General features: G+C 35.1%; 16 protein-coding genes, 1 tRNA gene and 1 pseudogene. 15 read left to right on the forward strand and 3 right to left on the reverse strand.

Translation table 11 applies throughout. From position 1 onward, the window contains the following. Positions 1-117 precede the first annotated feature (117 nt). The 5 genes from PC_RS05680 to PC_RS05700 all read left to right on the forward strand — a co-directional run bounded on the left by PC_RS05680 (position 118) and on the right by PC_RS05700 (position 5,366). Positions 118-438, forward strand: a complete 321-nt coding sequence (locus tag PC_RS05680; RefSeq protein ID WP_011175729.1) for a co-chaperone GroES — start codon at positions 118-120, stop codon at positions 436-438. Between the two features lie 30 nt (positions 439-468). Next, positions 469-2,091, forward strand: coding sequence for a chaperonin GroEL (groL, locus tag PC_RS05685; protein WP_011175730.1), 1,623 nt, complete (start codon positions 469-471; stop codon positions 2,089-2,091). 171 nt (positions 2,092-2,262) lie between these two features. Then, a tRNA-Asn gene (locus PC_RS05690) sits at positions 2,263-2,334 on the forward strand. A 629-nt stretch (positions 2,335-2,963) separates the two neighbouring features. Continuing rightward, positions 2,964-3,902, forward strand: a complete 939-nt coding sequence (gene uvsE / locus PC_RS05695) for a UV DNA damage repair endonuclease UvsE (protein ID WP_181679071.1) — start codon at positions 2,964-2,966, stop codon at positions 3,900-3,902. 387 nt (positions 3,903-4,289) lie between these two features. Further along, positions 4,290-5,366 (forward strand): DNA topoisomerase IB, encoded by a 1,077-nt coding sequence (locus tag PC_RS05700; protein WP_011175732.1) that lies wholly within the window; start codon positions 4,290-4,292, stop codon positions 5,364-5,366. A 366-nt stretch (positions 5,367-5,732) separates the two neighbouring features. On the opposite strand, the gene PC_RS05705 is transcribed toward PC_RS05700, so the two are convergent. Together PC_RS05705 and PC_RS05710 are read right to left on the reverse strand one after the other, a co-directional pair. Beyond that, complete coding sequence (locus PC_RS05705) at positions 5,733-6,953, reverse strand: glycosyltransferase family 4 protein (RefSeq protein WP_044045032.1); 1,221 nt, start codon at positions 6,951-6,953, stop codon at positions 5,733-5,735. An 18-nt stretch (positions 6,954-6,971) separates the two neighbouring features. Continuing rightward, positions 6,972-8,534 (reverse strand): FkbM family methyltransferase, encoded by a 1,563-nt coding sequence (locus PC_RS05710; RefSeq protein ID WP_181679072.1) that lies wholly within the window; start codon positions 8,532-8,534, stop codon positions 6,972-6,974. A 1,246-nt stretch (positions 8,535-9,780) separates the two neighbouring features. On the opposite strand from PC_RS05710, the gene PC_RS05715 reads away from it, so the two are divergent. Together PC_RS05715 and PC_RS05720 are read left to right on the forward strand one after the other, a co-directional pair. Further along, the gene (locus PC_RS05715; RefSeq protein WP_011175736.1) at positions 9,781-10,203 is read left to right on the forward strand and encodes a hypothetical protein; all 423 of its coding nucleotides are present in this window, start codon (positions 9,781-9,783) and stop codon (positions 10,201-10,203) included. A 197-nt stretch (positions 10,204-10,400) separates the two neighbouring features. Next, the gene (locus PC_RS05720; protein WP_011175737.1) at positions 10,401-10,820 is read left to right on the forward strand and encodes a hypothetical protein; all 420 of its coding nucleotides are present in this window, start codon (positions 10,401-10,403) and stop codon (positions 10,818-10,820) included. Positions 10,821-10,941: 121 nt separating this feature from the next. On the opposite strand, the gene PC_RS05725 is transcribed toward PC_RS05720, so the two are convergent. Continuing rightward, on the reverse strand, positions 10,942-11,406 hold the full coding sequence (locus PC_RS05725) for a TspO/MBR family protein (RefSeq protein ID WP_011175738.1): 465 nt from the start codon (positions 11,404-11,406) through the stop codon (positions 10,942-10,944). 370 nt (positions 11,407-11,776) lie between these two features. On the opposite strand from PC_RS05725, the gene PC_RS05730 reads away from it, so the two are divergent. From PC_RS05730 to PC_RS05770, 8 genes and pseudogenes are all read left to right on the forward strand, one after another. Beyond that, complete coding sequence (locus PC_RS05730; RefSeq protein ID WP_232086064.1) at positions 11,777-12,592, forward strand: COX aromatic rich motif-containing protein; 816 nt, start codon at positions 11,777-11,779, stop codon at positions 12,590-12,592. Between the two features lie 7 nt (positions 12,593-12,599). Next, entirely contained in the window at positions 12,600-14,561 is a 1,962-nt protein-coding gene (gene cyoB, locus PC_RS05735) for a cytochrome o ubiquinol oxidase subunit I (RefSeq protein ID WP_011175740.1), read from the forward strand. Positions 14,562-14,569: 8 nt separating this feature from the next. Further along, positions 14,570-15,205 (forward strand): cytochrome o ubiquinol oxidase subunit III, encoded by a 636-nt coding sequence (gene cyoC, locus PC_RS05740; protein WP_011175741.1) that lies wholly within the window; start codon positions 14,570-14,572, stop codon positions 15,203-15,205. Beyond that, positions 15,206-15,568, forward strand: coding sequence for a cytochrome o ubiquinol oxidase subunit IV (gene cyoD / locus PC_RS05745; RefSeq protein WP_011175742.1), 363 nt, complete (start codon positions 15,206-15,208; stop codon positions 15,566-15,568). Then, on the forward strand, positions 15,561-16,412 hold the full coding sequence (gene cyoE, locus PC_RS05750) for a heme o synthase (RefSeq protein WP_011175743.1): 852 nt from the start codon (positions 15,561-15,563) through the stop codon (positions 16,410-16,412). Before cyoD ends, cyoE begins: the two co-directional genes overlap by 8 nt. A 716-nt stretch (positions 16,413-17,128) precedes the next feature. Further along, positions 17,129-22,198: an F-box protein gene (locus PC_RS05755; RefSeq protein WP_079890420.1), complete on the forward strand. Its 5,070-nt coding sequence runs from the start codon at positions 17,129-17,131 to the stop codon at positions 22,196-22,198. A gap of 311 nt (positions 22,199-22,509) precedes the next feature. Further along, positions 22,510-23,266 (forward strand): annotated as a pseudogene (locus tag PC_RS11250) (IS5 family transposase). 300 nt (positions 23,267-23,566) lie between these two features. After that, positions 23,567-25,690 carry a leucine-rich repeat domain-containing protein gene (locus PC_RS05770; RefSeq protein WP_079890463.1) on the forward strand — a complete coding sequence of 708 codons (2,124 nt, stop codon included), beginning with the start codon at positions 23,567-23,569 and terminating at the stop codon, positions 25,688-25,690. Positions 25,691-25,697: the final 7 nt, after the last annotated feature.

Genomic DNA, 25,697 nt, shown 5'->3' on the forward strand with positions numbered 1-25,697 from the left:
TGCTAATTCACTTGCTAAAAAAAACTTAGCTGGTTATATTGACTACCTCAATCACCATTAGATAGTTAGTGCGGAATCTAACATTAACTTTTAACTTAATAAATATAGGAGATCCCTATGACACAAACTCAAACAGTCTCTCAAATCACGAAACTAAAACCTTTAGGAAATCGCGTTCTTGTTCGCCGCTTAGCCGCCGAAGAGAAGTTAAAAGGAGGAATCATTCTCCCCGACACTGCAAAAAAGAAACAGGAACAGGCAGAAGTCATAGCAATTGGAACAGGTAAAAAAGATAAAAACGGTACCTTAGTTCCCATGCCTGTCAAAATCGGTGATGTGATCCTTATGGAAAAATATTCGGGTCAAGAAATAACTCTAAATGATGAGGAGTTAGTGATTCTTCGTGCCGATGATATCATTGCCATTGTAGAAAAATAATTAATTATTCACATTCACAGGAGATTTCAAATGGCCGCTAAAATTATTAAATTTAAAGAAGATGCCAGACAAAAAATTTTAAAAGGTGTCCGTACTTTAGCTGACGCTGTTAAAGTTACCCTCGGTCCTAAAGGACGTAATGTCGTTATTGACAAATCTTATGGAACTCCCCATATCACAAAAGACGGAGTCACTGTTGCTAAAGAAATCGAACTGGAAGATAAGTTCGAAAATATGGGCGCACAAATGGTTAAAGAAGTTGCTAGTAAAACAGCTGATAAAGCTGGCGATGGAACTACGACTGCAACCGTATTAGCTGAAGCAATCTACTCTGAAGGACTTAGAAATGTAGCAGCAGGTGCTAATCCTCTTGATCTAAAACGTGGAATGGAAAAAGCTGTTAAAGTTATTGTTCAAGAACTCAAAAAAAGAAGCAAAACAGTTGATGATCGCAATGAAATCGCACAAGTAGCCACTATTTCTGCTAATAACGATGCTGAAATCGGAGAAATGATTGCTCAAGCGATTGAAAAAGTTGGCCGTGATGGAACAATCACTGTTGAAGAAGGCAAAGGATTTGAAACTGAACTTGATGTCGTCAAAGGAATGAAATTTGATCGAGGTTATTTATCCGCTTATTTCATGACAAATTCGGAATCTCAAGAATGTATCTTAGAAGATGCTTATGTCTTAATTTATGAGAAAAAAATCAGTGCGATTAAAGAAATTATTCCGCTTCTACAAGCCGTTGTGGAAACAGGTCGCCCTCTTCTTATTATCGCTGAAGATGTTGAAGGTGAAGCTCTTGCAACGCTTGTTGTCAATCGCCTACGTGCAGGTTTAAAAGTTTGTGCTGTTAAAGCACCCGGCTTTGGTGATCGTCGTAAAGCCATGTTACAAGATATTGCCATTCTTACTGGTGGAGAACTCATAAGTGAAGAAATTGGTTTAAAATTGGAAACAACAACAATCGAACAATTAGGTCGTGTTAAAAAAGCTGTTTTAACAAAAGATGAAACAACCCTTGTTGAAGGGGCTGGAACTAAAGCGGCTATTCTTGATCGCGCTTCACAAATCAAACGTCAAATTGAAGAAAGCACTTCGGACTATGATAAAGAGAAACTTCAAGAACGACTTGCTAAGCTCGTCGGTGGAGTTGCTGTGATTCATGTCGGAGCTGCTACAGAAATTGAAATGAAAGAAAAGAAAGACCGTGTAGATGATGCACAAAGAGCTACCGCTGCAGCCGTAGAAGAAGGGATTCTTCCTGGCGGTGGAACAGCCTTTATTCGTTGCATTCCAGCTGTTAATAGTTTAGCTGACAGTTTAGAAGGCGATGAAAAAACAGGTGCTAAAATCATGGCGCGCTCGTTAAGTGCTCCCCTTCGTCAAATTGCTGAAAATGCAGGACAAGAAGGTGCCATCATTTTGCAAGCTGTAGAAAAAATGAAAGAAAAAGAAGGATATAACGCATTAACAGGCGAATATGTAGACATGATCACAGCCGGTATCTTAGATCCTACTAAAGTTGTTCGCTGCGCGTTAGAGAACGCCGTTTCTGTTGCTGCTATGTTACTAACAACAGAGGCTATTGTTGCGGACATCCCAGAAGAGAAACCGGCTCCTGCGGCGCCTGTCGGCATGGATTATTAATCCATTCTTGCTTTTCTTAAGAGTAAAGGGAAGAACATGTTGTTCTTCCCTTTTTTATTTTGATCGGATTTTAAAATCTCTCAAAATATCCTTAAATTTATTTTAAGAATAAAATTAAAAAGATGTTGTCTTTAAATGACGATTTTTCTAAGATAAGCACTTCTTAAATATTCCGGATTAGCTCAGCGGTAGAGCAGTGGACTGTTAATCCATTGGTCGCTAGTTCGAATCTAGCATCCGGAGTTTCATCAAATGTTGTGATGCTTGCATGAGTATCAAAAAAACTCACGCAGCATCAATAACAGTTTTTTTATTCAGTCCTCTAAAAAATATTCTTCTAAACCTCCTTATTCTATCCCTACATCCAGTTGAACAGAAAAATATTTGAACCCTTAGACTATTAATCACAAAAGCTCTCCTTGTCAATTTGGCCGTTTCTAGAAGCTAGTTAGTAATATTTTTGTCGTATTTTTTCCAGAAAAAATTCGCATGTTTTTTGCAAAAAAAGTTTTCAGATTCTTAAGAAATGGATAGCGAGGATTGAAAACTAAAATGAGATTTTTTTGCTTAATGACTCATTATTAGTTATCACTCTGATCAAATATTTCAAAAAGGAACTTCCTAAATTTATCTCATTTAAGAGGAAGAAGGCAGCAAACTAAGTATCTCCAAATCGATGAATAATTCGAAAAACAACAATTGCTTCAATGATTAAAAAATAGAATAGATTAGGATGCTTGGGAATTAGCAAAACTTGATATTTAAATCTTTATCTCCGGGCAAAAACAAACTAGATCTCTAGTCTAGCCAATTTTTTTATGATAGTATTGTACATGTATAAACAATAGATGTTCATGACAAGGGAATATCCAATGCATAAAATTAGATGGGGACTGTGTTGTATTTTTAAAGAAGCTCCAATTAAGTTTCGCAAGACAACTGTGGCGTATATTGCAAGATTAAATAATCGAGGCGAACCTTATTTAAATTTTTTAAGTACATTAATCTTAAGTAATTTAAATACGTTGATAGCTGCTATTGAATATTGTAAACAATTTAATATTGGGAGTTTTCGAATTCAAAGTGAATTTCTTCCTTTATTTAAACATTCTCAATATGGTTACCAACTTGAGCAATTACCAGAAGCTGCGCTTATTTTCCAAAAATTTGAATACTGCAAAAAATTAGCTCAAACAAATGCTGTTCGGCTAACCTTTCATCCTGATCAATTTGTCGTTCTTAACTCCCCTCACGAGCATGTCGTCAAAAATTCTATTCAAGAACTAGAATACCATGGAGAAATAGCAGAATTATTAGGAGCAGATGTAATCAACATTCATGCGGGAGGAACATACGGAAATAAAGCAAAGGCTCTAACTAATTTTGCAGAGCGATTTGAACGTTTATCAAAACGCGTTCGCACACGTTTAACAATAGAAAATGATGATCGGTGTTTTACTCCCCAAGATCTGCTTTCCCTTTGTCAACAACTCAAAATCCCCCTAGTTTATGATGTTCATCACCATCGTTGTTTACCCGATGAATTGTCCCTAGAACAAGCAAGCATTCAGGCTTATAAAACATGGGATCGAGAACCCCTTTTCCATATATCTTCTCCTTTAGAGGGCTGGAATGGACCAAAACGAGAAAGGCATCATGACTATATTGATATTCAAGATTTCCCTACCTGTTGGTTCGATTTTCCGGCAATGACAATTGAAATTGAGGCTAAAGCGAAAGAGCTAGCCATTTTCAAACTACAAGCTGAGCTTGATCTTATATTAAAAAAAATTAAACATGGGTTCGATTGACTTATAATTTTTTTAGTTTATTTCTTAAAAAAAATTATATAGCCATACATTAAAAATACTAGCTTTAAAAAATAAACTAGCCTTGCTTAAGATTAGACTCCCCTAAAAAAATTAAAAGTTTGAGCAACTATGTCAAAAACTTGTTATGTTTGCTTCTATCTAAAAAGTTAAAATCCAAGCCAAATTAATATTTTTTTACTAAATCTGATGAAGATTTTAATTTCTAAATTGATTTCTCTTAATTTAGTAAAGTGATTACAAATTAATTTGCTTAACTTCTAGGCAAAAGATATCTTATCATTTTTATCTCCCTACTAAAGCAACTCAAATCCAAATTTTTTATAGGGCAGGATAAGCGATGGTTTAGCAACTAAAATTAAATTTACGATGAAGAAAATTAAAATAAAGCCCGAAGCTTGCACAGAAATTGATCCGAAAAAATTAGCTGAAGTCGCTAATTTAACTTACGTGAACAATTTCAAACATGGAATTACGCGAGAGCGTAAAGGCAAACAGTTTATATATAAAGATAGCAATGGCAAAATTATTATCGATTCTAATGAAATTAAACGTATTCAAGCTTTAGCTATTCCTCCTGCCTATACAGATGTTTGGATCTGTCCGAGTCTTAATGGTCATATTCAAGCTACCGGACGGGATGCGAAGGGTCGTAAACAATACCGTTACCATGCACTTTGGAAAGAAGTTAGCGATGAAACCAAATATGGCAAGATGATCGCTTTTGCTCAAGCACTCCCTACAATCAGAAAACGAATCAAACGAGATTTATCTTTAACCGAGATGTCAAAAGAAAAAATTTTGGCTGTAGTCGTTTATTTATTAGAAATGACGCTCATCCGTGTAGGAAATGAAGCATATGCAAAAGAAAATAATTCTTTTGGATTAACAACCCTACAAAATCATCATGTTTCGATTGAAGGAACTGAAATGACTTTTAAATTTATTGGTAAAAGCGGAAAGCAGCATACCATCACTCTATACGATAAACGTCTAGCAAAAATTGTCAAGCGTTGTAAAGATTTGCCAGGACAAGAGCTTTTTGAATACATGGATGAAAATGCCATGCCTGTATCAATCAGTTCTACAAATGTTAATGAATATTTACGTATGATCACAAACGATCATTTTACAGCTAAAGATTTTCGTACATGGGCAGGAACAGTGTTGACTGTCTTTGCTTTGCAAGAATTCGAACACTTTGACTCACATGCGCAAGCAAAGCGTAACATTGTCCAAGCCATAGAAAAAGTGGCTAAAAAGTTAGGCAATACCCCAGCCATTTGCCGCAAAAGTTATGTCCATCCAGAAGTCTTTAATGCTTACTTAGATCAAACTTTATTTAAGGTGACAAAGCGCCCAAGCAAAAAATCTGTAGATTTAGTCATGGAACTTAGTTTTGAAGAAACGTATGTTCTCAATTTTTTAAAAAAGCGAATGAAATGAGAAATTTCAAAGAAAATTCTAAATTATCGAGATTAAATAACAAAATTTTTTGCTTGAAATTTACCTATGAGGCAAAAATTTTGTAAGCGCAAGAATTTGCCAAACATTGAACTCTAAGTTTCAAAAAATCCACACATCATAAGATCATATCAATAATAATGCTAGCTAAGTTGACGGCAAAGATAAATTTGAACTTATAAGAGCATCTAAGGCGTCTTCATATCCATCCAAACTAGCGCCATGACAAGGAGGATCCCAAATTTTTCTCCTTCATTACGGCGAACTTCCTTCCAAATGAGAGCACATGGCGTTGGGACTAGTGTATAAAGTCAGTTCAATCTTTTTTTTAAAACTTAAATACAGTTGCTAGTTAGCGATTAGTTTTAAACGATTTAATGCTTGTTCTGCCGCTTTTTGCCAAGTCCAATGCTCTTTAACATACTGACTCGCAGCCGCACCTTTAGATTTTGCAATAAAGGGATGATTAGCAATCCAACGCATTTGCATTGACAAAGCCTCTATGTCTGGTTCCATTAACCAACCTTCTCCTGCAAGCGTGTAACCACTAAAATGTAAACCTATCGATTTTTTTAAAGAAGGAATTAGCCATCCATAGGCATTTGTCACAAAATCATCTGTTGCTCCCCCTTTAGTCACAAGAACTGGCAAACCACAAGCCATCGCTTCTAAAACCGGGAGACCAAATCCCTCTCCTCTATAGGGATGTACTAAACAATCACAGGCTTTATAAATACTTGCAATTTGATTCGCGGTTAAATTTTCATCAAGATAAATAATTTCGGGCGCATTAGGTTTGTCTTGAAACTCTTTAAACATTTTTTCATATGTTTGTCCTGCATACGCCTCTTTAACTCCCACATCTTTGACAACCAAACAGACATCATCGAAGTTAGTAAAAGTTTTTAAATAACTTGTCAGAAGTAAATCAGGACCTTTTCGATAAATTGTGCCTCCTAAAAAAAGGAATTTAAATTTTTTATTTGTTTTGAGAGGAAAAGGTTCAATTTGCGGATTAAATGTCAGACAGTCAACCCCATTGGGTATCACAACAACTTTACTTTCTGGAACACCAGACTCTACAAATTCACGCTTAACAAAATGCGTGGGAACCCAAACTTCATCAACTTTTTTAATATTTTCAATCCATTCTAAAGGGATATAGCCATACTCCCAAGGCTGCATTAAAACCCATTTTCCTTTTTTAGGTGCTTGCCAATTAGGAGGCCAACTATGTCGCACTGTAATTTGAGCTTCTTGGGTAGATTCTATTTTTACAATGTGAACCCAATTTTTCAATTCATCAATTACTCTGGGGTCTGCTAAAGTTTGCAAGGAACTTAAATTTCTATTTGATACGCAAGTTAATTTAACTCCCGGTACCTGCATTAATTGTTTTGAAAAACTTTGATTGACAAGAGACAAACTTCCCAAGTCTAAAAAAGACCCTTCCCAAACAATAGATAACGGAGCTGGTTCCTGGTTAATAGCAGGTGTTGAATTTTGCGCTGATAAAATAGGGGTAAAGAAGAATAAACAATAATGGAAATATATGAATGCTATTTTCATGAGTAATTAGGTATCATTTTAATTTGGTTCTTCTAGCAATCCTAACTGTGCTAACGGGATAAATAAATAATCATTACCGGATAATTTTGAACTGGCATATCCAAAACTTTCAATGGTTTGAATTTTATTTTGTTTTTGCTCGTTATTAGAGATTTTGACGATCATGACAGGTTTATTTCTTTGGATTGTTTCCCATCCTCCGGCTAAAATTTCCATTACAAATTCTTCTACATTGATTTTAATCAATGAAATATTGTGTAAATGAAAATTATCTAGCTCGACAATTTGGACTTTATTTTTATTGTCTAAATAAAAAGGAGAAGAAACAATTTCATATCCTTCTTTAAGAATATGCATTGCTTTCCACTCCTTTTTTACCCCTAAAGCTTTGTGAAAAAGCTCTACCTGATGACAATTATTTAAATACATATTGATGGCGAGTTCACAAAATATTTTGGCTTGTGGTTCGAATGCATAAACCTTTCCTTTTTCTCCTACTAATTTTGAGAGAGCTAAGGCGTGTGTTCCTATATGTGCACCCACATCGATCGCAATTGTGTCCGGTTTTACATATTTTTGAAATTGAGAATAAAAATGTTCTTCCCAATTGGCACCTTGCTTAATGGTATGACTTTTAATGCGATCATTGTTTTCGTCTAATAAAAAAAGTTCTCGATTGCAAACACGATAAATTTGGTATTGATCCAGATTAAAATCTTTTGCAATTTCACTCAAATAAAAGTCGTTTGTAAAATAAGGAGAAAGAATGGAATGAAAAATTGCAGGTGTAATTTCTTTTTCTGCATTCACTAATTTAAAGTTTTTCTGTTGATCTAATGTTGCATCATCGCTTAAATGCATGAGAAAGCCAAATTCCCTTTCATTGCAAATGAATTGACCCATATTTTTTTTTCGAGCATATGTAGAAAATGCTAAAAATTCATAATTTTTAAATCCTTCGGTAAAGCTCAGCTGACTTAAGAATGGAGCTTGAATCAAATAAACACCATGCACACAAGGGACTTGAAAAGTTCCAAGTTTTTGTCGATTTGCAATTGCTAGATAGTCTTCATGGTGTTTGTAATATCCCTCTTCCGTTACATCGCAAAAAAAATTACGGTAAGGATCATGAGGTTGTGGAAAAGGTCTTAAAAGTGGGCTAATAATGGGCTTATCTTTTTCTATTAGGTATTTTAACGTATGAGGAGCAATAAGCATATCGGAAGATAATATCAAACAATAATTGCAGCTTTGCTGTTGACAATTAGCCAAATACCCATTTTTAATATTTGCAAGCACTTTATTTTTTTCAATAAAATGTTTTTTTTCATCTATACTTGAAGTATGATCCACAAAAACAAGACTCTGATAAAATTTCCTATTTTTTTCAACCCACTGCATCACAATTTTTCTTACATGCTTATTTTGATTACAACAATCTATTTGCAAATGCATTTTTGCTTTATCATAATACAATTTTTCGATCGTTAGTAGAAAAGGAGGAATCAATTGATCATGATTGTCGATAATAGCCCCTACCCAAACAAGGTTTTGATCTTCTTCAAAAATATCTTTTTGCATCCAAGCTCTAACAAGAAAAAATAAAAGTAAGATACTGAGACTTATAAAAAGTAAGCTAAAAAAAAGAGATCGAAGTTTCATAAAGCCTTATTTTTGGATGCTAAATTAATTGAGAAATTTGTAATGGCCGAGAAATTTTATGCGAAAAGAAAAAAATTTAGAGTTCGCCTAAAATTCACTATGCTTTCTCATAATAATATGTTAGGAAACATAAAATTTTATTGAAAATTTATTATCAATAAAATTTTTAATAAACAAACAATTTTATAATAAATATTATTAATGCAATTTATCATTCTATGACAAACACAGCCACTAACTAGATTAATCCAATACAAAAAAACACTCTCGTAAATCGAGTCCTATAAAAAAACTCAAAGCTTTAACAGACTTTGGGGTTACTTTTGGCAAAACATTTCATTTAAACATAATTTGTTAAAGTTATTATTATACACTTATACTTATAAATAGGCGAATTCACCAATCCATTATTTCGAAACTTTGCAAGTAATGAGGATTGTTTAAAGTGGGCAGATGAACAGCAAAAAAAAAACAGCATGCCAATATTTATTAATAATTTGTTAGTAAGTTATTTAGGTAAAAAACCTATCTAAATAGTAACATCTTTGAATTAACCTTAATGAATTCAAAAATTCTCTTAAATCTCATCAAATTGGTCAAAAATCGCGCATGAGTTTTAATATTTTTAAAAACGCAGCCTCCTCTTAACTCACCTTTTTATAGTGCGCGTTTTACCATTAAATAGGAGCCGCACAATCTCACCCATCCTGTAAAATCCACAGATATGGATGCTAGGTTAATCACTGCTTCCCTGACACACGAAGCAATAATCTCTTGTTTCAAAAATTTCGACATGATTTCTATTAGTTAATTTTTGGAAAGGCGGCTTTGCGTTCACAGCTTCTTTAGGCTACCACTTCCCTCAAAAAGCCTATCTATAGTGGTTGCTACTAATTTCTTACTAAATTTATTTAGTCTAGCTAAAGTTAATCAAACAATTATCGTACTCCCCCTAACACCATACTTTAAAACGAGGGAGTTACTGTGCCTCCTTTTTCAACCTAACTTTTATTTGTTATATTCATTCTAATCTCTTGATTGCCAATAAATCTTAATTTATAGTACTTATTGACTACAAAAATCAAATTGTTAACATTAAATTTATAATTTATTAACATAGGTTTTTTATTATAAAAGGGTTCAACAAAAAAAAAGGAAAATTTTTATGAGTATTCAATCTATCTATCATTCAACATCAAACGCTATTTCTAATTATGCTAGCCACATACCAAAAAACACTGTTAAAGCGGCAGTTGTTGCAGGAGCTTTCAGTTATGCTGTTAGTTTCTTAATCCTCAATAATGCAAAAGCATCTTCTGTATATGGTGCTATTGCAATCACTGCTACCTTGATTCATGGAGCGGTTAGTCCTCTATTTCAAAAATTTGCAAATGATCAGCATCAGCTAAGTTTGTTAGGAGAAACTTTGAGAACTGGTATTTCTTGTGTAGGAAGTTTTGCCCTCGCAGCTTCTTTAGGTTACCGCTTCCCTCTAAAAAGTATATCTCTAGTCGTTGCTGCTAATCTCTTCCCATATCTTCTTGGTACACCTTGCACAAGTAAATTGACACATCGTGTGATCGCTTAACTTTTAAAATGAGGGGGATAATTACCCCCTCATTTTTCAACTTATCTTTCTTTTTTACCTTCTATTTACTTAAATTTTATGACGAACTTCTTTGAATATTTGCTGATGATAAAAAATAAGTATTTAATTTTAAATTTATCATCTATTAATGCAGTCCTTTTATCAGAGAGTTTAACACAAAAAAAAGGAAAATTTTTATGAGTATGCAATCTATCTATCATTCAACGTCAAACACTATTTCTAATTATGCTAGCCACATACCAGAAAATACTGCTAAAGCGGCTGTTATTTCGGGAGCTTTCAATTTTGCAGTTGGTTTCTTAATCCTCAACAATGAAAAAGCATCCTCTTTACGTGGTGCTATTGCAATCACTGCTACCTTGATTCATGGAGCGATTAGTCCTCTATTTCAAAAATTTGGAAATAATCGGCAGGAGCTAAGTTTTGTAGGAGAAGCTTTGAGAACTAGCATTTCCTATGCAGGAAGTTTTGCCCTCGCAGCTTCTTTGGGTTACCGCTTCCCTCTAAAAAGTATATCTCTAGTCGTTGCTGCTAATCTCTTCCCAAAACTTTTTGCATCTAGCAGAACTGATTATGCACATTCCCTGTTTGTTTAATTTTTAAAATAAGAGGGGGAATAATTATCCCTTCTCTTTTTCGATTGATCTTTCCTTTATTTGTCCTATTCATCCTATTTAATCGCCCTATTTCCCTGCAAATCTCTACTTTTGACGCCTATTAATTATAAAAAACAATAAATGCATTTAAGTACCAAGCGAAACTGATCCAAATCCAATAAGGCCATAAAAGTTGGCTAGCCAGTTTAGAGTGTTGATAAAACACGTTTATTGTGTTTAAAACTAATCCCCATAAAATCATCAAATTCAACAAAGCTATAAAAGGGAGTTGTAAATAGAAAAAAATCCACGACCAAAGAAAATTACAAATAAGTTGAACACCAAAAATAAAAAAAGCAGGCTTTTTATTTTTTGTAGGGCTGATCCAAATCAAATATAATGCAATAGCCATGAATACATAAAGAAAGGTCCAAACAATAGGAAAGACAATATTAGGAGGAGTAAGAGATGATTTTATAAGCGTTGGATACCACTGATGAACACTAGAGGAAGTGATCCAGCCACATGCCCAACCCCCTCCGACGCAAATCAACAAACAAATCACTAATTTTAAAATATGACTCATCCTTCCGCCCTCTTATTACTTCACGCATAAAACCTTTTAAATAGTCTGTATACGTATTTTGCCATCAATTCATCTTCTTTCTGTAAGTTTTAATAGCCATAAAACCGCAGATATGATTATTTTGAAAATTTATACCATTCAAAAATAAATGTATAATAGTTAGAGATAAATCAATGCGTGATAGCAAATCTCAAACGCGTCGCTTAAACCAGATAATTAATTCTTATAGGCAAATGATTTAGATATTGAATGGAAATTCTCCATAAATCTCGCCCTAATTAAAGGAATAAACTTAAAGATGAAAGCAGCTAGAAAATCTGTCTTTTACATGCTATTTTTTACCGGCTTAATCTTGTTTTTGATTTTGATTATGCAGGTTTTAGAGATTTTACATTTCAAAGAATTTATCGCGATTTTATTTCCAGAAGGGTGGGTTGCTGTCAAAGAACGAAATCTTCTTTTGATAATTCAAGCCTTAATGCTTTTGGTGGTTATTCCTGTCTACATTTTGACATTTGTTTTTTCATGGAAATATAGTGCGGATAACCCCAAAGGAAAATATGATCCAGATCTAGTTGATAACAAATTTGCAGAATTTATTTGGTGGGGCATTCCCTTAGTCTTAATAATATTTCTGAGCGTCTTAACATGGGTAAAAACAGCTGAACTCGATCCTTATAAGCCCATTATCTCAGATAAAAAAGAAATCACTATTCAAGTCATCGCTTTGCAATGGAAATGGCTGTTTATCTATCCTGAAGAAAAAATTGCTACTATTAATTTTCTACAAATCCCTCAAGACACCCCAATTCATTTTGAAATTACTGCCGATGCCCCCATGAATTCATTTTGGATCCCTGAACTTGGAGGACAAATTTATGCAATGCCGAGTATGCAGACCGAGCTTTACTTAATTGCCAATCACACAGGAGATTATCGAGGATCTTCTGCAAATTTAAGTGGAGAAGGATTTTCAGGAATGAATTTCATTACAAGATCTTCAACAGAAGAAGAGTATCAACAATGGTTAACTTCTGCGAAGCAATCGAACAATATTCTAAATCAAAACGAATATAATCTAATCGCAAAACCCAGTAAAAACAATCCAGTAGAAATTTATCGATTAGAAGAAAATTCTCTTTTTGATCTAACAATTGATAAATACATGTACCCTCAAAAGAAATAATTAAAATATGTTTGGTAAACTTACTTTAGAATCTTTTAAACATGAATCCAGTCAAAATTTTGCTGTAGTGATGATGCTTATTAGCGGTATCGCTTTGATTGGCCTGATTTTTTATCTTAAAAGATGGAAATGGCTTTGGAATGAATGGATCACGACAGTTGATCCCAAACGCATCGGAATTATGTATATTATTGTTGTATTGATCATGTTTTTTAAAGGATTTACAGATGCTTTAATGATTAGATTGCAACAAGCCTTATCTGTCGGAGAATCTCAAGGGTTTATTTCTTCTACACATTTTCAAGAAGTTTTTTCTGCCCATGGAACAACAATGATCTTTTTTGTAGCCATGGGAGCAGTCTTTGGGCTTTTAAATTTAATTATTCCTTTGCAAATCGGCGCTAGAGACGTTGCTTTCCCCTTCTTAAATGCGGTTAGCTTTTGGCTTTTTACAGCCGGGGCAATGCTAACACTCATTTCACTTGCCATTGGTCAATTTTCAATAGCCGGATGGTTAGCCTATCCTCCTCTTTCGGCTCTAGAATACAGTCCCGGCGAAGGAGTTGATTACTGGATTTGGATGTTACAAATTTCAGGAATCGGAAGCACACTTTCCGGGATTAACTTTCTTGTAACCATCCTAAAAATGCGCTGTCCTGGAATGACTTTAATGAAGATGCCTATCTTTGTTTGGAGTAGTTTGTGCTCAATGGTTTTAATCATCTTTGCCTTCCCAATTCTAACTGCAACTTTATTTATGTTTTCGCTAGATCGTTACCTAGACATGCACTTTTTTACGACTGGTGGTGGAGGAAACCCGATGATGTATGTGAACTTGATTTGGGCATGGGGGCATCCGGAGGTCTATATTCTGATTTTACCCATTTTTGGAGTTTTCTCTGAAATTGTTCCCACTTTTTCAGAAAAAAGGTTATTTGGGTATGTCTCTATGGTTTGGGCTCTCGTTTTAATTGCTTTTTTCTCTTTTGTCGTTTGGGTCCACCATTTCTTTACAATGGGAGCTAGCCCACATGTCAATGCCCTTTTCGGGATTTTGACGATGATTATCGCTATTCCAACAGGTGTTAAAATCTTTAATTGGCTCTTCACAAAATTTCGAGGGCGGGTTCATTTTACCTCTCCCATGCTTTGGTTCTTCGCTTTCTTGTTAAATTTTACAATTGCTGGAATGACAGGTATTTTACTAGCTTCCCCTCCCGTTGATTACCAAGTTCATAATAGTTTATTTTTAATTGCCCATTTTCATGGAATGGTAATTGGCGGTGTTCTATTTGGATTTTTTGCGGGATTTACTTATTGGTTTCCTAAGTTTACGGGTTTTATGTTGGATGAAAAACTAAATAGATATGCTTTTTGGTGTTGGCTAAGTGGATTTTTGCTAGCCTTTATGCCTCTTTATATGCTTGGTTTCATGGGGGCGACAAGACGATTAGACCACTATGACGTTTCGACAGGATGGCACCCTCTCTTCTTGATTGTTGCTTTTGGAGCTTTTATCATAGCATGTGGAGCATTTATTCAATTTTTTGGATTATTTTGGAGTATTAAAAATCGCAAAAAGAATTGGGATAGTACAGGTGGCGATCCATGGAATGGAAGAACTCTAGAATGGTCTATTCCTTCTCCTGTTCCCATTTATAATTTTGCCATTATTCCAACAGTCGATCAAATCGACCCTTTTTGGGCAATTAAGCGAGGTGTCGCACCCGAACAGAAAAAAAATTATGAAGATATTTATTTACCTAAAAATACCCCTATGGCTTTTTATATAGGGACTTTAAGTTTGATTTTCGGATTTGCAATGACATGGCATATTTGGTGGCTTGCTTTAGGAAGTTTTGTCGGAATTCTAGCTTGTCTGATTGTTCGATTATCTCACGATGATCCTCATGAAGTCATTACTGTTGCTGAAATCAAAAAAATAGAAGCTTCCTATTCAAAGAGGTAATAAAACCAATGAGTTCATCTTTAATAGTTCATCATCAAGATACCCTTGATCGGCAACCCGATATTCGTGCTCCAGATCCACATCAAGATACATTTTCTAAAACGTATTTCGGATTTTGGATGTATTTAATGACAGATTGTTTACTTTTTGCCACCCTTTTTTGTACATATGCAGTTTTACATAAAAGTACGTTTGGAGGCCCTTCTTCACACGAACTATTCCAACTGCCAACAGCATTTATAGAAACATTGATCTTACTATTAAGTAGTATGACATGTGGATTAAGCATGCTCGCTGCCGTTAAAAGTCAAAAAAAATATGTGATCGGATGGTTGATTATTACATTCTGTTTAGGAAGTAGCTTTCTTTTCTTAGAAATTCAAGAGTTCTCTCTTCTGATTCGAGAAGGAAATGGCTTTGATAGGAGCGCCTTTTTGTCCTCTTTCTTTACTCTCGTAGGAACGCATGGGTTGCATATTACATTTGGATTATTATGGATGATCGTGATGATTGCTCAAGTCATTTATCAAGGTATTACGCTTTCTACTTTTCGCCGTCTAGCCCTGTTTAGCTTGTTTTGGCATTTTCTTGATTTAATTTGGATTTCGATATTTACATTTGTTTATTTACTGGGAGTAGCTTAAATGTGTCATGAACTAAATTTAGATGATGTAAAGAAAGAATGGCATGGAACAATTAAATCTTATGTCATAGGCTTTACAGCCTCGTTAATCTTAACACTCCTTTCCTTTTCCTTTGTTTTTTTTAAAATTTTAAAAGGACAAGATTTAGTCTATACCTTGATAGGTTTCGCCCTAACACAGACATTTGTTCAGCTAGTCTTCTTTTTGCATATTGGGCAAGAACCTAAACCCCGGTGGGAAAGCATTGCTTTAGGCTTTACAATATTAATTTTACTCATCGTCGTTATCGGATCACTTTGGATTATGCATGATTTGAATGAACGCATGATGGGGTATATGACCCAAGAAATGACACATGATTAACTACTATTTATTATTGACTAAGCCAGGAATTATTCTTGGCAACCTCGTCACAGTGATGGCCGGTTTTTTATTAGCTTCAAAAGGGCAATTTCAATTTGGACTTTTTTTTTCAACAATCCTGGGTTTAGCTTTCATCATGGCTTCTGGATGTGTATTTAATAACTACATTGATCTTGAAAAAGATCGACTTATGAAACGAACTCAGAACAGACCTCTTGTTATAGGAGTAATTTTTGAAAAACAAGCTATTGTATTTGGATTAGCTTTAGCAATCGTTGGAGCTATTATTTTATATTTCTATACCAATCTTTTAACGCTAGTTATCGCTGAATTGGGATTTATTATTTATGTTTTCTTTTATAGTATTTGGAAAAGTCGGACAGTTTACGGAACGGCGATAGGAAGCCTAGCAGGAGCTGTTCCACCTCTTGTTGGTTATTGTGCAGTCAGCAATCAATTAGATTTAGGAGCTTTTATTTTATTTGCCATGATGGTGTTTTGGCAAATGCCCCATTTTTTTTCTATTGCTATTTATCGTCTGCAAGACTATTCGGCAGCTAACATTCCAGTTTTACCTCTGAAAAAAGGAATTCAAATAACGAAAATTCGCATCCTTTTGTATATTATTATCTTCACATTGACATCCAGCTTATTGACATTTTTCCATTTTACCGGATCTCTTTATTTGATTCTGACAATCGGATTAGGTCTGACATGGCTACTCATGGGATTGAGAGGTTTAAAAACTTCTAATGATCAACAATGGGCACAACAGATGTTTCGTTTTTCTCTTGTTATCATCAGTGTTCTTTCTCTAACCATCCCATTCGATTTGGTAAACTAAAAAATGCAATTTACTTTAACGGGCCCTAAAGGGCTTTTCTTGCCACCCTATTTTAGAAAGCTGGGAAGAGGAAAAGAGACGAGAAATAATGTTCTGCCGAATGAAGTAATCCTGGCAAATACGTCCTTAAAAATTTTTAGAGGGCCTATTTAAAAAACAGGAAGGACGCGTCAAGCATCATCTTTAATAAGTATTACAGAATGACTCAAATGACATTTGTCATTTTTGGATTAAATCCTTGAAAATTACGCTTAACTTCAAAAGATATCACAATCCCTCTGTAATTTGATTTTTCCATCTATAAAAAGCGGCCTTTATCACTTTATCTTGCAGGAAATTTTCTAAAATTTGACGCTTAACTTTTGCCTATTTTAAGGCTATCTGTTCCTTATAAATTGACATTTTAAAGGCGAAAAATTTTATTAAATAAACATTTAAAATGGTTCAGCTTCGGGGGAACAGACCGATAAGTCCAATAGCAGAAAAATCTATTTCTAAATTGACCTTTTTCAAAGTTCAGATCTAATACATTTAAAGCTTCTACTATTCACAAACAGAAAATGCCCATTAAGCAGTTTATATTAGGATATAATTTTAATTTGCGGTAAAAAAAGAATTATTTATTCCGATAGAAAGCTTTATTCAAAAAATCAAACTTTTTCGGAAATAATTCTATAAAATAAACGACTACTATTTTTAATAGAAGGCCAACATCTATGTTAAGAATTATAAATGATGCTATGATTGGGTACAACACCGATTTACTCGATAGGATTCTTAATCATCTGCCTTTAAAAGATATAGCAGCTCTTTCGAGCACATGTAAAATATTCAAGAATGCGATTGAGCCGGTATTCTCAGAAAAATGCAGCGCCACTTCAAGGCTTTATCCTACTTACAGAAAATTACTGCTAAGAAATAGGAGTGATGTAGACTCATTGCCTGCGCAAATACGGGTGACAAAGCTTAATAGTTCTCATATCTCAAAAAAATGGAAGCTCACCGAGATCGCGAAAGAGCTATGGCTTGATTCTGAAGCCCCACTGCCAGAAGATATGATTGATAAAGTAAATAGAGTCGATGCGCATCTACAAATTGAAGGATTTAAGTTATGTGGCGTTAAAGCCGATGGCGACTGCTTTATGAATGCTTTTTTGGAAAGCCTGAAAACTTTATCTATAAAAATAGAGCACCTGGATCAACAGGGAGGTAAAATCGCGTATTTGAGAAATGTTATTTCCAAGGAATACGTTAAAAAATCTACTAGAGGTGTTTCTAATGAAAGAGTTGAAGAAATTAAAAAAAGAGCTGAAGAAATTAAAAAAGATAGAGAATGGATTGCTGCTTCGGGAGAGGGTGATTTATTAGCCAAAGTTCTAAATATTCCTATTCGAATCGTCACCGTAAGCAAAGATAGATGGGGCTGTGGTATCGATGATATGCTCGTTTTTCCAAATTCTGGTCGTTCTAACCAAGTTTGGAAATCTTTAACTTCTGAAGAAAAACCTCAAGCGTATGTTCTTATTATAGATTTGGAGGGGCATTTTATTTATGCTAAAAAGCAATCGAAAACAAATATTTCTTCTTTTTTGAACATGCCTCTCTCAGAGCATCACTTGCCCTCTGTTTCAAAGCTCTCCCTTTTGGCTATTCCAGAAGCTCCGTTGAGGCAATTTCCGCTATTATCTAAACAAAGCCCCATTCGCGTCATGGAGTATTTTTACAATAAAGCCGAAACACCTGAACAAAAACGTGCCTGCCTTTGCTATTTGCTTTATTATCAACATTACAATGCTGAATTTACAGAAGAAGAAATCCGTCGATTGGGCTATTGTTCTCCTTTATTAGCTAAACAAACAAAATCTGGCTATATCAGAACAGCGGATGAGCGTCTTTTTAAATTGATAGAACCCTGGATTAAAGAAAAACTGGAGTTTTTTTTTCGTCATGGTTTTTTTCCTGACGATGGTAATCCCTTAAATTTAGTCAAGCTGAGCGCAACTTCAGCCATTTCTGTTTTAAAGATTTTTTTTAAAGAACAGATTCGAGAAGTCGCATCACTAATACCAACAAGAACAATTAAGAAAAAAGAAAAAATTTGTAAGGATAAAAAATTTATTTTTGTTGAAATCACCTCTTCAGATTTAAAAAAAAGTCCGTACGATATTGTTAAGGAACGACTGTCAAAAGAAGGTATATGTATTGATAAAACTAGAAAATTTCATCCCAACCTTTGTGTTATATTTCTTCTACAAATATCCAATATCGATTGTAGATTGATGTGGGGTGCAAGGTTGCCTCCTCTCAAGCGTTGTGATTTCAAGCTTCAATACATGGCATTAGACAGTGAGGAAATGTTTGGAAAAAAGAAGACTGATGAAATGGGCGTTTTTTCACTATTGAACGGAGCAGGCGCTGTTCCAGATAGACTAGCCTTAAATGCATTCTTGACGAAAGAACTAGGAAATGAAAATTTTGCTAGTGCTTTAAAAGCAATTGGACTATTCATTCCTATTGAAGAAAATTATCCCTCTGTTCACCTACTTAATACGCTTGCTATTTGGCGTCGCCAAATAGAGGAAATAGACAGCTATACAATTACAGGCGATCCCGGTTCCGAGCTTTATCGGAAAGCAATTTTACAATGGCATGTTTGTTTTTTTGAACATTATAAGTTAACTAAATTTGCTGCTCCCCTTTTACACTCTCAAGTCAGCCCCTGGATTTTAAAAGCAATAGGAGACAAGGAAATCGTGCAGTGGGCTAAAGCCTATCAAAATCTGTGCGAGATTGTGATGTTTTGCCTACAGACATTTCCTGAAAAATTTTCAGAATTAAATCTCGAGTCAATTTTGTTGGACTCCCTGCAAAATGAACACAAACTGCCCGCAAGCATTCAAACATCTATTGGTTTATTTCCCTACGCAATGACCGGCTTTTTACATATCTTCGACCATCTTTTGCATCGCTTTGAAGCACTTCAACAACCGTTCATAATGACTCATCTTTGTCATAATTATTTTGAGACCTTTAACTTAGTGGAATTGCTGGGGAAAAAAAAGAGTCCTCTTATTTCCTCAACGAAAGTGGATTGGATTGAAGACATTAAAGGGTTCCCGGATGTTTTGATCGCCGATATTCATCCCAACAATGCAACGAAAGAGATTTTATCTCAAAATAATATAGCCGAGTGGATCCAAAGTACTCTAGAAAAAAATCCTTTGAAAACAATGATTCTCATTCTGGATATCACGCTTAATCACTTGTCTGATCCTATACTTCAAAGAACGCTTGAAAAACTTGTTCCGTTTATTGAAAAGGGGCGATTGGAGATTTTTGGTATTCAAAGCCTTGCCAAGTTAGTCCAAGTAGGTGCAGACAATTTTTCTGGCGGCATCTGCCTTCATCTTGGTGGAAATTCCTCAAAAAAAAGCAATCTTAATTTCCCTTCGCCAATCCCAGAAAAAGCCAGTTTTTTCTCCTTAATGAGCCGCCACTTTCAACACATCACGACCGACTATTTTGAACAGGTGCGCGGCAATACCAATTTAATGTATAAGATCCTGACTGAAGGTTTTTCGAATATTTCGGAAATTGCCTGGGTCGAAAAAAATGATGAAGAGAGCGATCGAATACTGCAATCTTTTTGCGCTGCTAATATCACACTTAATGGAGACAATAGCACCGTTTACGTTGCTATTAATTTTATACCGCTCATAAATGAATTGAAAATAACAGATAAAACAAAAAAAGAACAATTAATCAACTCTCTTAGAAATTTAATCATAAAACTGGCTGAAACACGAGAACTTCCCTTAACTGCCCGCCAAAGTTTTGGGTTTTCTTTATCTAATATGAGTCAAACAGGCGAAGCCATTCGATTTTCCTTAGGTATCGAAAATGAAAAGTTGATATACAGGTACGCCGATGTCGTGATAGATTTTATTTATGCCTTATCTATGTATGTTGCAAAAGGCCCACGACAATTCGATATAAAAGAATTTGAAGCTAATGTCGAAAAAATTATAAAGATTTTAGAAAATGGGGAGATGAATCCCATTACAGCTCCGCTCTGTGAAAAAACTTTTGATGAGTATTTTGACGAAACACTTGAAACTGTTGGAAACACTGAAATCCATTTTAAGAACCATCAATTTAGTTTAAAAATTTCAGAAAATAATGAAGATTGTTTGGTTTGCCCAATGAATCTCCATCCTAACATCGTAATTGATGGATACAGCCTCCACAATCCCCATTCCGAATCAATCTTGATGAGATTCATTTTTCATGTCATCTGCTTAAATGCCAACCCTACGCATGTGACTGTTCAAACATGCCAAGGTAAGAATCAGTATACGATTCGCGGTATTTTTGAAGCCCATTTCCCATTTTTAGGTAATAAACAAATAGTTGACCCAAAATCAAAAATTAAGTTCGATTTTGAATCAAATTTCCCCTTCATTTTGCAAAATGGCAATCGCCTTACTAGCGCTCAGGTTTTTGTGAACATTCAAGAATTGAAAATGGGTTCTGTTTCTGTGAATCTAAGTAAGTTGAATAAAGAGAAACGCTACGTGGTTTTTGAAAAATGTATCCGTTATTATTTTGAACTAGTTCTATACGAATACGAGCAGGGCGCTTTTTTCCTTAAGTTTACCGAATTAAAACCTTCTCTAGATTATCTCCAAAAAATTAAGGAGCTTTTTAGAAATGGGTTGCCTGCTGTTGTTAAGTTTATAAATGATCTAAAATTGGAAGAGATGCCAGTTGCTTCCAACCTTTCTTGGGAATTTCAACAAAAACCACTTGAACCCATTCTTAGGGCTTTAAAGGTATTGGGTACCCGTATTAGACATGAGCTAACTGAAGAGATTATCTCGCAAATAATAGGGATCAAATTTGACGATTGCAAAGAAGCGTTCCTAAACGGGATCATTGAAGGATTTCTTTCTGATAGTTTAGATGTAAACAAAAAACTAAGCCCTGAAGTTGCTGAAATCTTCGCCAGTCTATTTGGCCGTAAGGATCTACCTGTTACTGTAGATGGTTTCATATTCAATCAATGCTTTACAGATCTCCAAAAGCATATAATAGCATGTGGAGATAAATCTAATATTTCTAGACTGAGCCCTTATTTAATTGCGTTTCTTCCTCTGTTCAAATGGATTTCTTTAGATGAAACACATCTCTCCATTCCCATGCGTGACATTGGAGAAAAAACTGAATTTCAACCCCTCCTTGATTATATTGATGAGTTAGAGAAAAATTTTCTAGAAGAAGCAAAAAGTATAAAAGAATCTCAATCTTTAACTGACTTTCTAAAAGTGTATGTATGCTATCCATTGAGCGATGAGAACAAAAAAAATTTGTTAAAAAATCTTGCCATACTTTCTAAAAAGCTTCGCAAAGAATGGATTTATAATCCCAATTTTTATTACTATCTCTGGGATCGCGCTGACATCGAATTTGCAGCGTATGATTCCGATCTTATTTGTCGTGAAGAAAACAAGGAATTACTTAAAACCTTCTTTGAGAGTATCAAAGGCAAAGCCATCATATTGAAAGATCTAAATAAAAAAAAAGAAGGCATAGTCGCGACCGCTTTTCGTTGGGCTCTTATAGCTCAAGATGACGAGCTTTTTAAAGCGCTGCAAGAATATGTTAAATCAATTGGCTATCTAACAAAAATTGTAGAGAAATTGCAATTTTATCAACAATATCTGAATAATTTAGTCCCCATACAACTTGAATTAATAAATTTTATCAATAAATTGGCAAATAAGTGAAAAGAAGATCAAAGTTAGAGGAGGTGTCAATATCAATAATTGAAAATTAATCATTTTTTGATAGGAAATAAAATGCGTCTTAAAAAACAATTAAACATTGAAGAAAACTAATTATTTTCTCTTTATTGGAAAACTTTTTTAAAAGCTTAAAGTATTTCTTAACCATTTTTTAAGTCATTTTTTAGCTTGTCTTTAAGTTGTTTTTTGTTCTAGATCAAACTATTCAGCGCTGTTTCTAGATAGTGTAGTCACGAGAAATAAAATAAATGCTTAAATGTGCTACTTTTCTACGCTCATCAATGGAGCATCTTATGGAAGCGCACAGAAGACATGATATATCCGACAGAGTTTGGAATTTACTGGGACCTCATTTGCCAGGAAGAAGAGGGGCTTGGGGTGGTATAGCAAGAGATAATAGGACTTTTATCAATGCAGTATTTTGGATATTAAGAACGGGAGCTCCATGGAGGGATTTGCCTCCAGATTACGGTTGTTGAAGAAATACTCATCGGCGATTTATCCGATGGCGCAATCAGAGAGTCTGGGAAAGGTTGCTTGAGGTGCTGATTGACGATCCAGATTATGAATGGCTTGTGATAGATGCTTCGCATTGTAAAGTGCATCCTCATGCAGCGGGAGCTAAAGGTGGTAATCAGAGCATGAGTCGTACAAAAGGGGGCTCAATACAAAATTGCATCTTGCCGTGGATGCGCATGGTCTGCCGATCAGGGTCATTATTACAGAAGGCACAACAGCAGATTGTACTCAAGCAATTTGATCGCTGGTCTTACAGCTGAGTGGTTACTGGCAGACAAAGGATATGATAGCGACGCAATCGTTGAGCAAGCTATAAGTCAGGGAATGCAAGTAGTGATTCCTCCACGAAAGAATCGCATAACTGGTCGAGAATACGATAAAGATCTCTATAAGTTAAGGCATTTGGTGGAAAATGCATTTTTACATTTGAAGCGCTGGAGAGGAATAGCGACCCGTTATGCAAAGAACACAGCCTCATTCTTGGCTGCAGTCCATATTAGATGTATTACTATATGGGCAGAAGTCTCGTGACTACACTATCTAATCAAATAGGCCCTCTAATCGCATCAAAAATCTTATAACTCGTTTGTTTCATGTTCCTATCACCTCATGGAATTAAGGCACTTTCAAATCAAAAACTAAGGAGTTTATGTTTGAACCGTATTGATCCTTATTTGTTTTTTTAATAACTCCTCATTGATAAAACGAGATTTTCTCTTTAAATGTGACTGCCTATTTTAACTTATTAATATTGCCATAATTTTTATTTATATATCATACTTTTAAAATACCTATAAATGAAAATTTATTTCACTCATTGGGATGGTCATTTTGAATATTTCTAATTTTGGGCTTAATTCTAGTCATCTTGTCCGTACAACGGCTCCATCTTATGATCCCCCGCAAGACATTAACGATCAACTTGAGAATGAAAATACTCCCTTAGGCAATCCTTTGCCTAATTTAGAAGAAAGTAGTACGCCAACGATCCCAGCTTCCGCTCTTTCACCTTCATCTGATGAAATTCAACTGAGCTTTCAAGAGGGAACTTTTCTAACTATTTCTCCTTCTCAGCTAGATTTATTAAGGGAAAAATCATATTACTTTAAGAATCTATGGTCGGGGCAATTTCAAGAAACCCTGCAACACCCTCTCGATTTAACACAAAAAGACTTTACGCTTTTGCTTAATTTCCTGATGGACGCTAACTTTAAAGTTCCCTTAGAAGAAATTACTTCTGCCATTCAACTCGCCGATTATTATGAATTGACAGAAGTGGTGAAGAATTTAGAAGAACAGCTGATAGATGGGTACGAATCTCAGAGATTTGAACCTTTTAACTCCACTGAAGAAAGTTTAGTCGGATTAAAAAAACTTTTAAATTTTGCACATCGCTGTCAATTAAATAGATTGAAGGATTATTTAGAATCGACCGTTGTGAACGCCTTATTAAACCAGACTTTTCAGTTAGCGGAGTTTGAAAGAATTATAAATCACCTCTCAGATGAGATAGAAGCTCTTGATTTTTTTAACAATATTTATTTGACCGATGCCCATCTTTTAGCATTAAAAAATTGTAAAAATTTAAAAATACTTCATTTTAAGAATTGTCGAGTCATCACTGATGCAGGATTAGCACATTTAACACCCTTAACGTCTTTACAGCGTTTAAATCTAAGCAAACTATGGTGTATCACCGATGCTGGATTAGCCCATTTGACAACTTTAAAGGCTTTGCAGCATCTAGATCTAAGCCAATGCAGTAAACTCACTGACGATGGATTAGCACATTTAACACCCTTAACAGCTTTGCAGCATTTAGGTCTAAATTACTGTGAGAATCTCACCGATGCAGGATTAGCCCATTTGACACTCTTAACGGGTTTGCAGCATCTTGATTTAAGCAATTGTAAGAATCTTACCGATGCAGGATTGGCGCATTTAACATCCTTAATGGCTTTGCAGCATCTAGATCTAAGTTGGTGCCTTAAACTCACCGATGCAGGATTAGCCCATTTGACATCTTTAACGGGTTTGCAGCATCTAGATTTAAGCAATTGTAAGAATCTTACCGATGCAGGATTGGCGCATTTAACATCCTTAATGGCTTTGCAGCATCTAAATCTAAGTTGGTGCCTTAAACTCACCGATGCAGGATTAGCCCATTTGACACCCTTAACGGCCTTGCAGCATCTAAATCTGAGTAGATATAATCTCACGTATGCTGGATTAGCGCATTTGACATCTTTAACGGGTTTGCAGCATCTAGATTTAAGCGGAAGCAGGAAACTTATTGATGCAGGATTAGCCCATTTGAGGCCCTTAGTAGCTTTACAGCATTTAAATCTGACGGGATGCTGGAAACTCACCGATGCAGGATTAGCCCATTTGTCACCCTTAAAGGCTTTGCAAACTCTAGGTCTAAGTTGGTGCCAGAATCTTACGGGTGCTGGATTAGCCCATTTGAAACCTTTAGTAGCTTTGCAGTATTTAGATTTAAGTAATTGCAATAATCTCACTGATGCTGGATTAGCCCATTTGAGGCCCTTAGTAGCTTTACAGCATTTAAATCTGACGGGATGCTGGAAACTCACCGATGCAGGATTGGCGCATTTAACATCCTTAATGGCTTTGCAGCATCTAAATCTAAGTTGGTGCCTTAAACTCACCGATGCAGGATTAGCCCATTTGAAACCTTTAGTAGCTTTGCAGCATTTAGATTTAAGTAATTGCAATAATCTCACTGATGAGGGATTAACCCATTTGAGGCCCTTAGTGGCTTTACAGCATTTAAATCTGAGTAGATATAATCTCACCGATGATGGATTAGCGCATTTGACACCCTTAACGACTTTGCAATATCTAGATCTGAGTAGTTGCTATAATCTCACCGATGCAGGATTAGCACATTTTAAAACTGTAGCAGCTTCGCTCAATTTAAAAATTATTAGGTAGAAAAAAC

Origin of the sequence: Candidatus Protochlamydia amoebophila UWE25 (assembly GCF_000011565.2) — a bacterium.
Lineage (GTDB): Bacteria > Chlamydiota > Chlamydiia > Chlamydiales > Parachlamydiaceae > Protochlamydia > Protochlamydia amoebophila.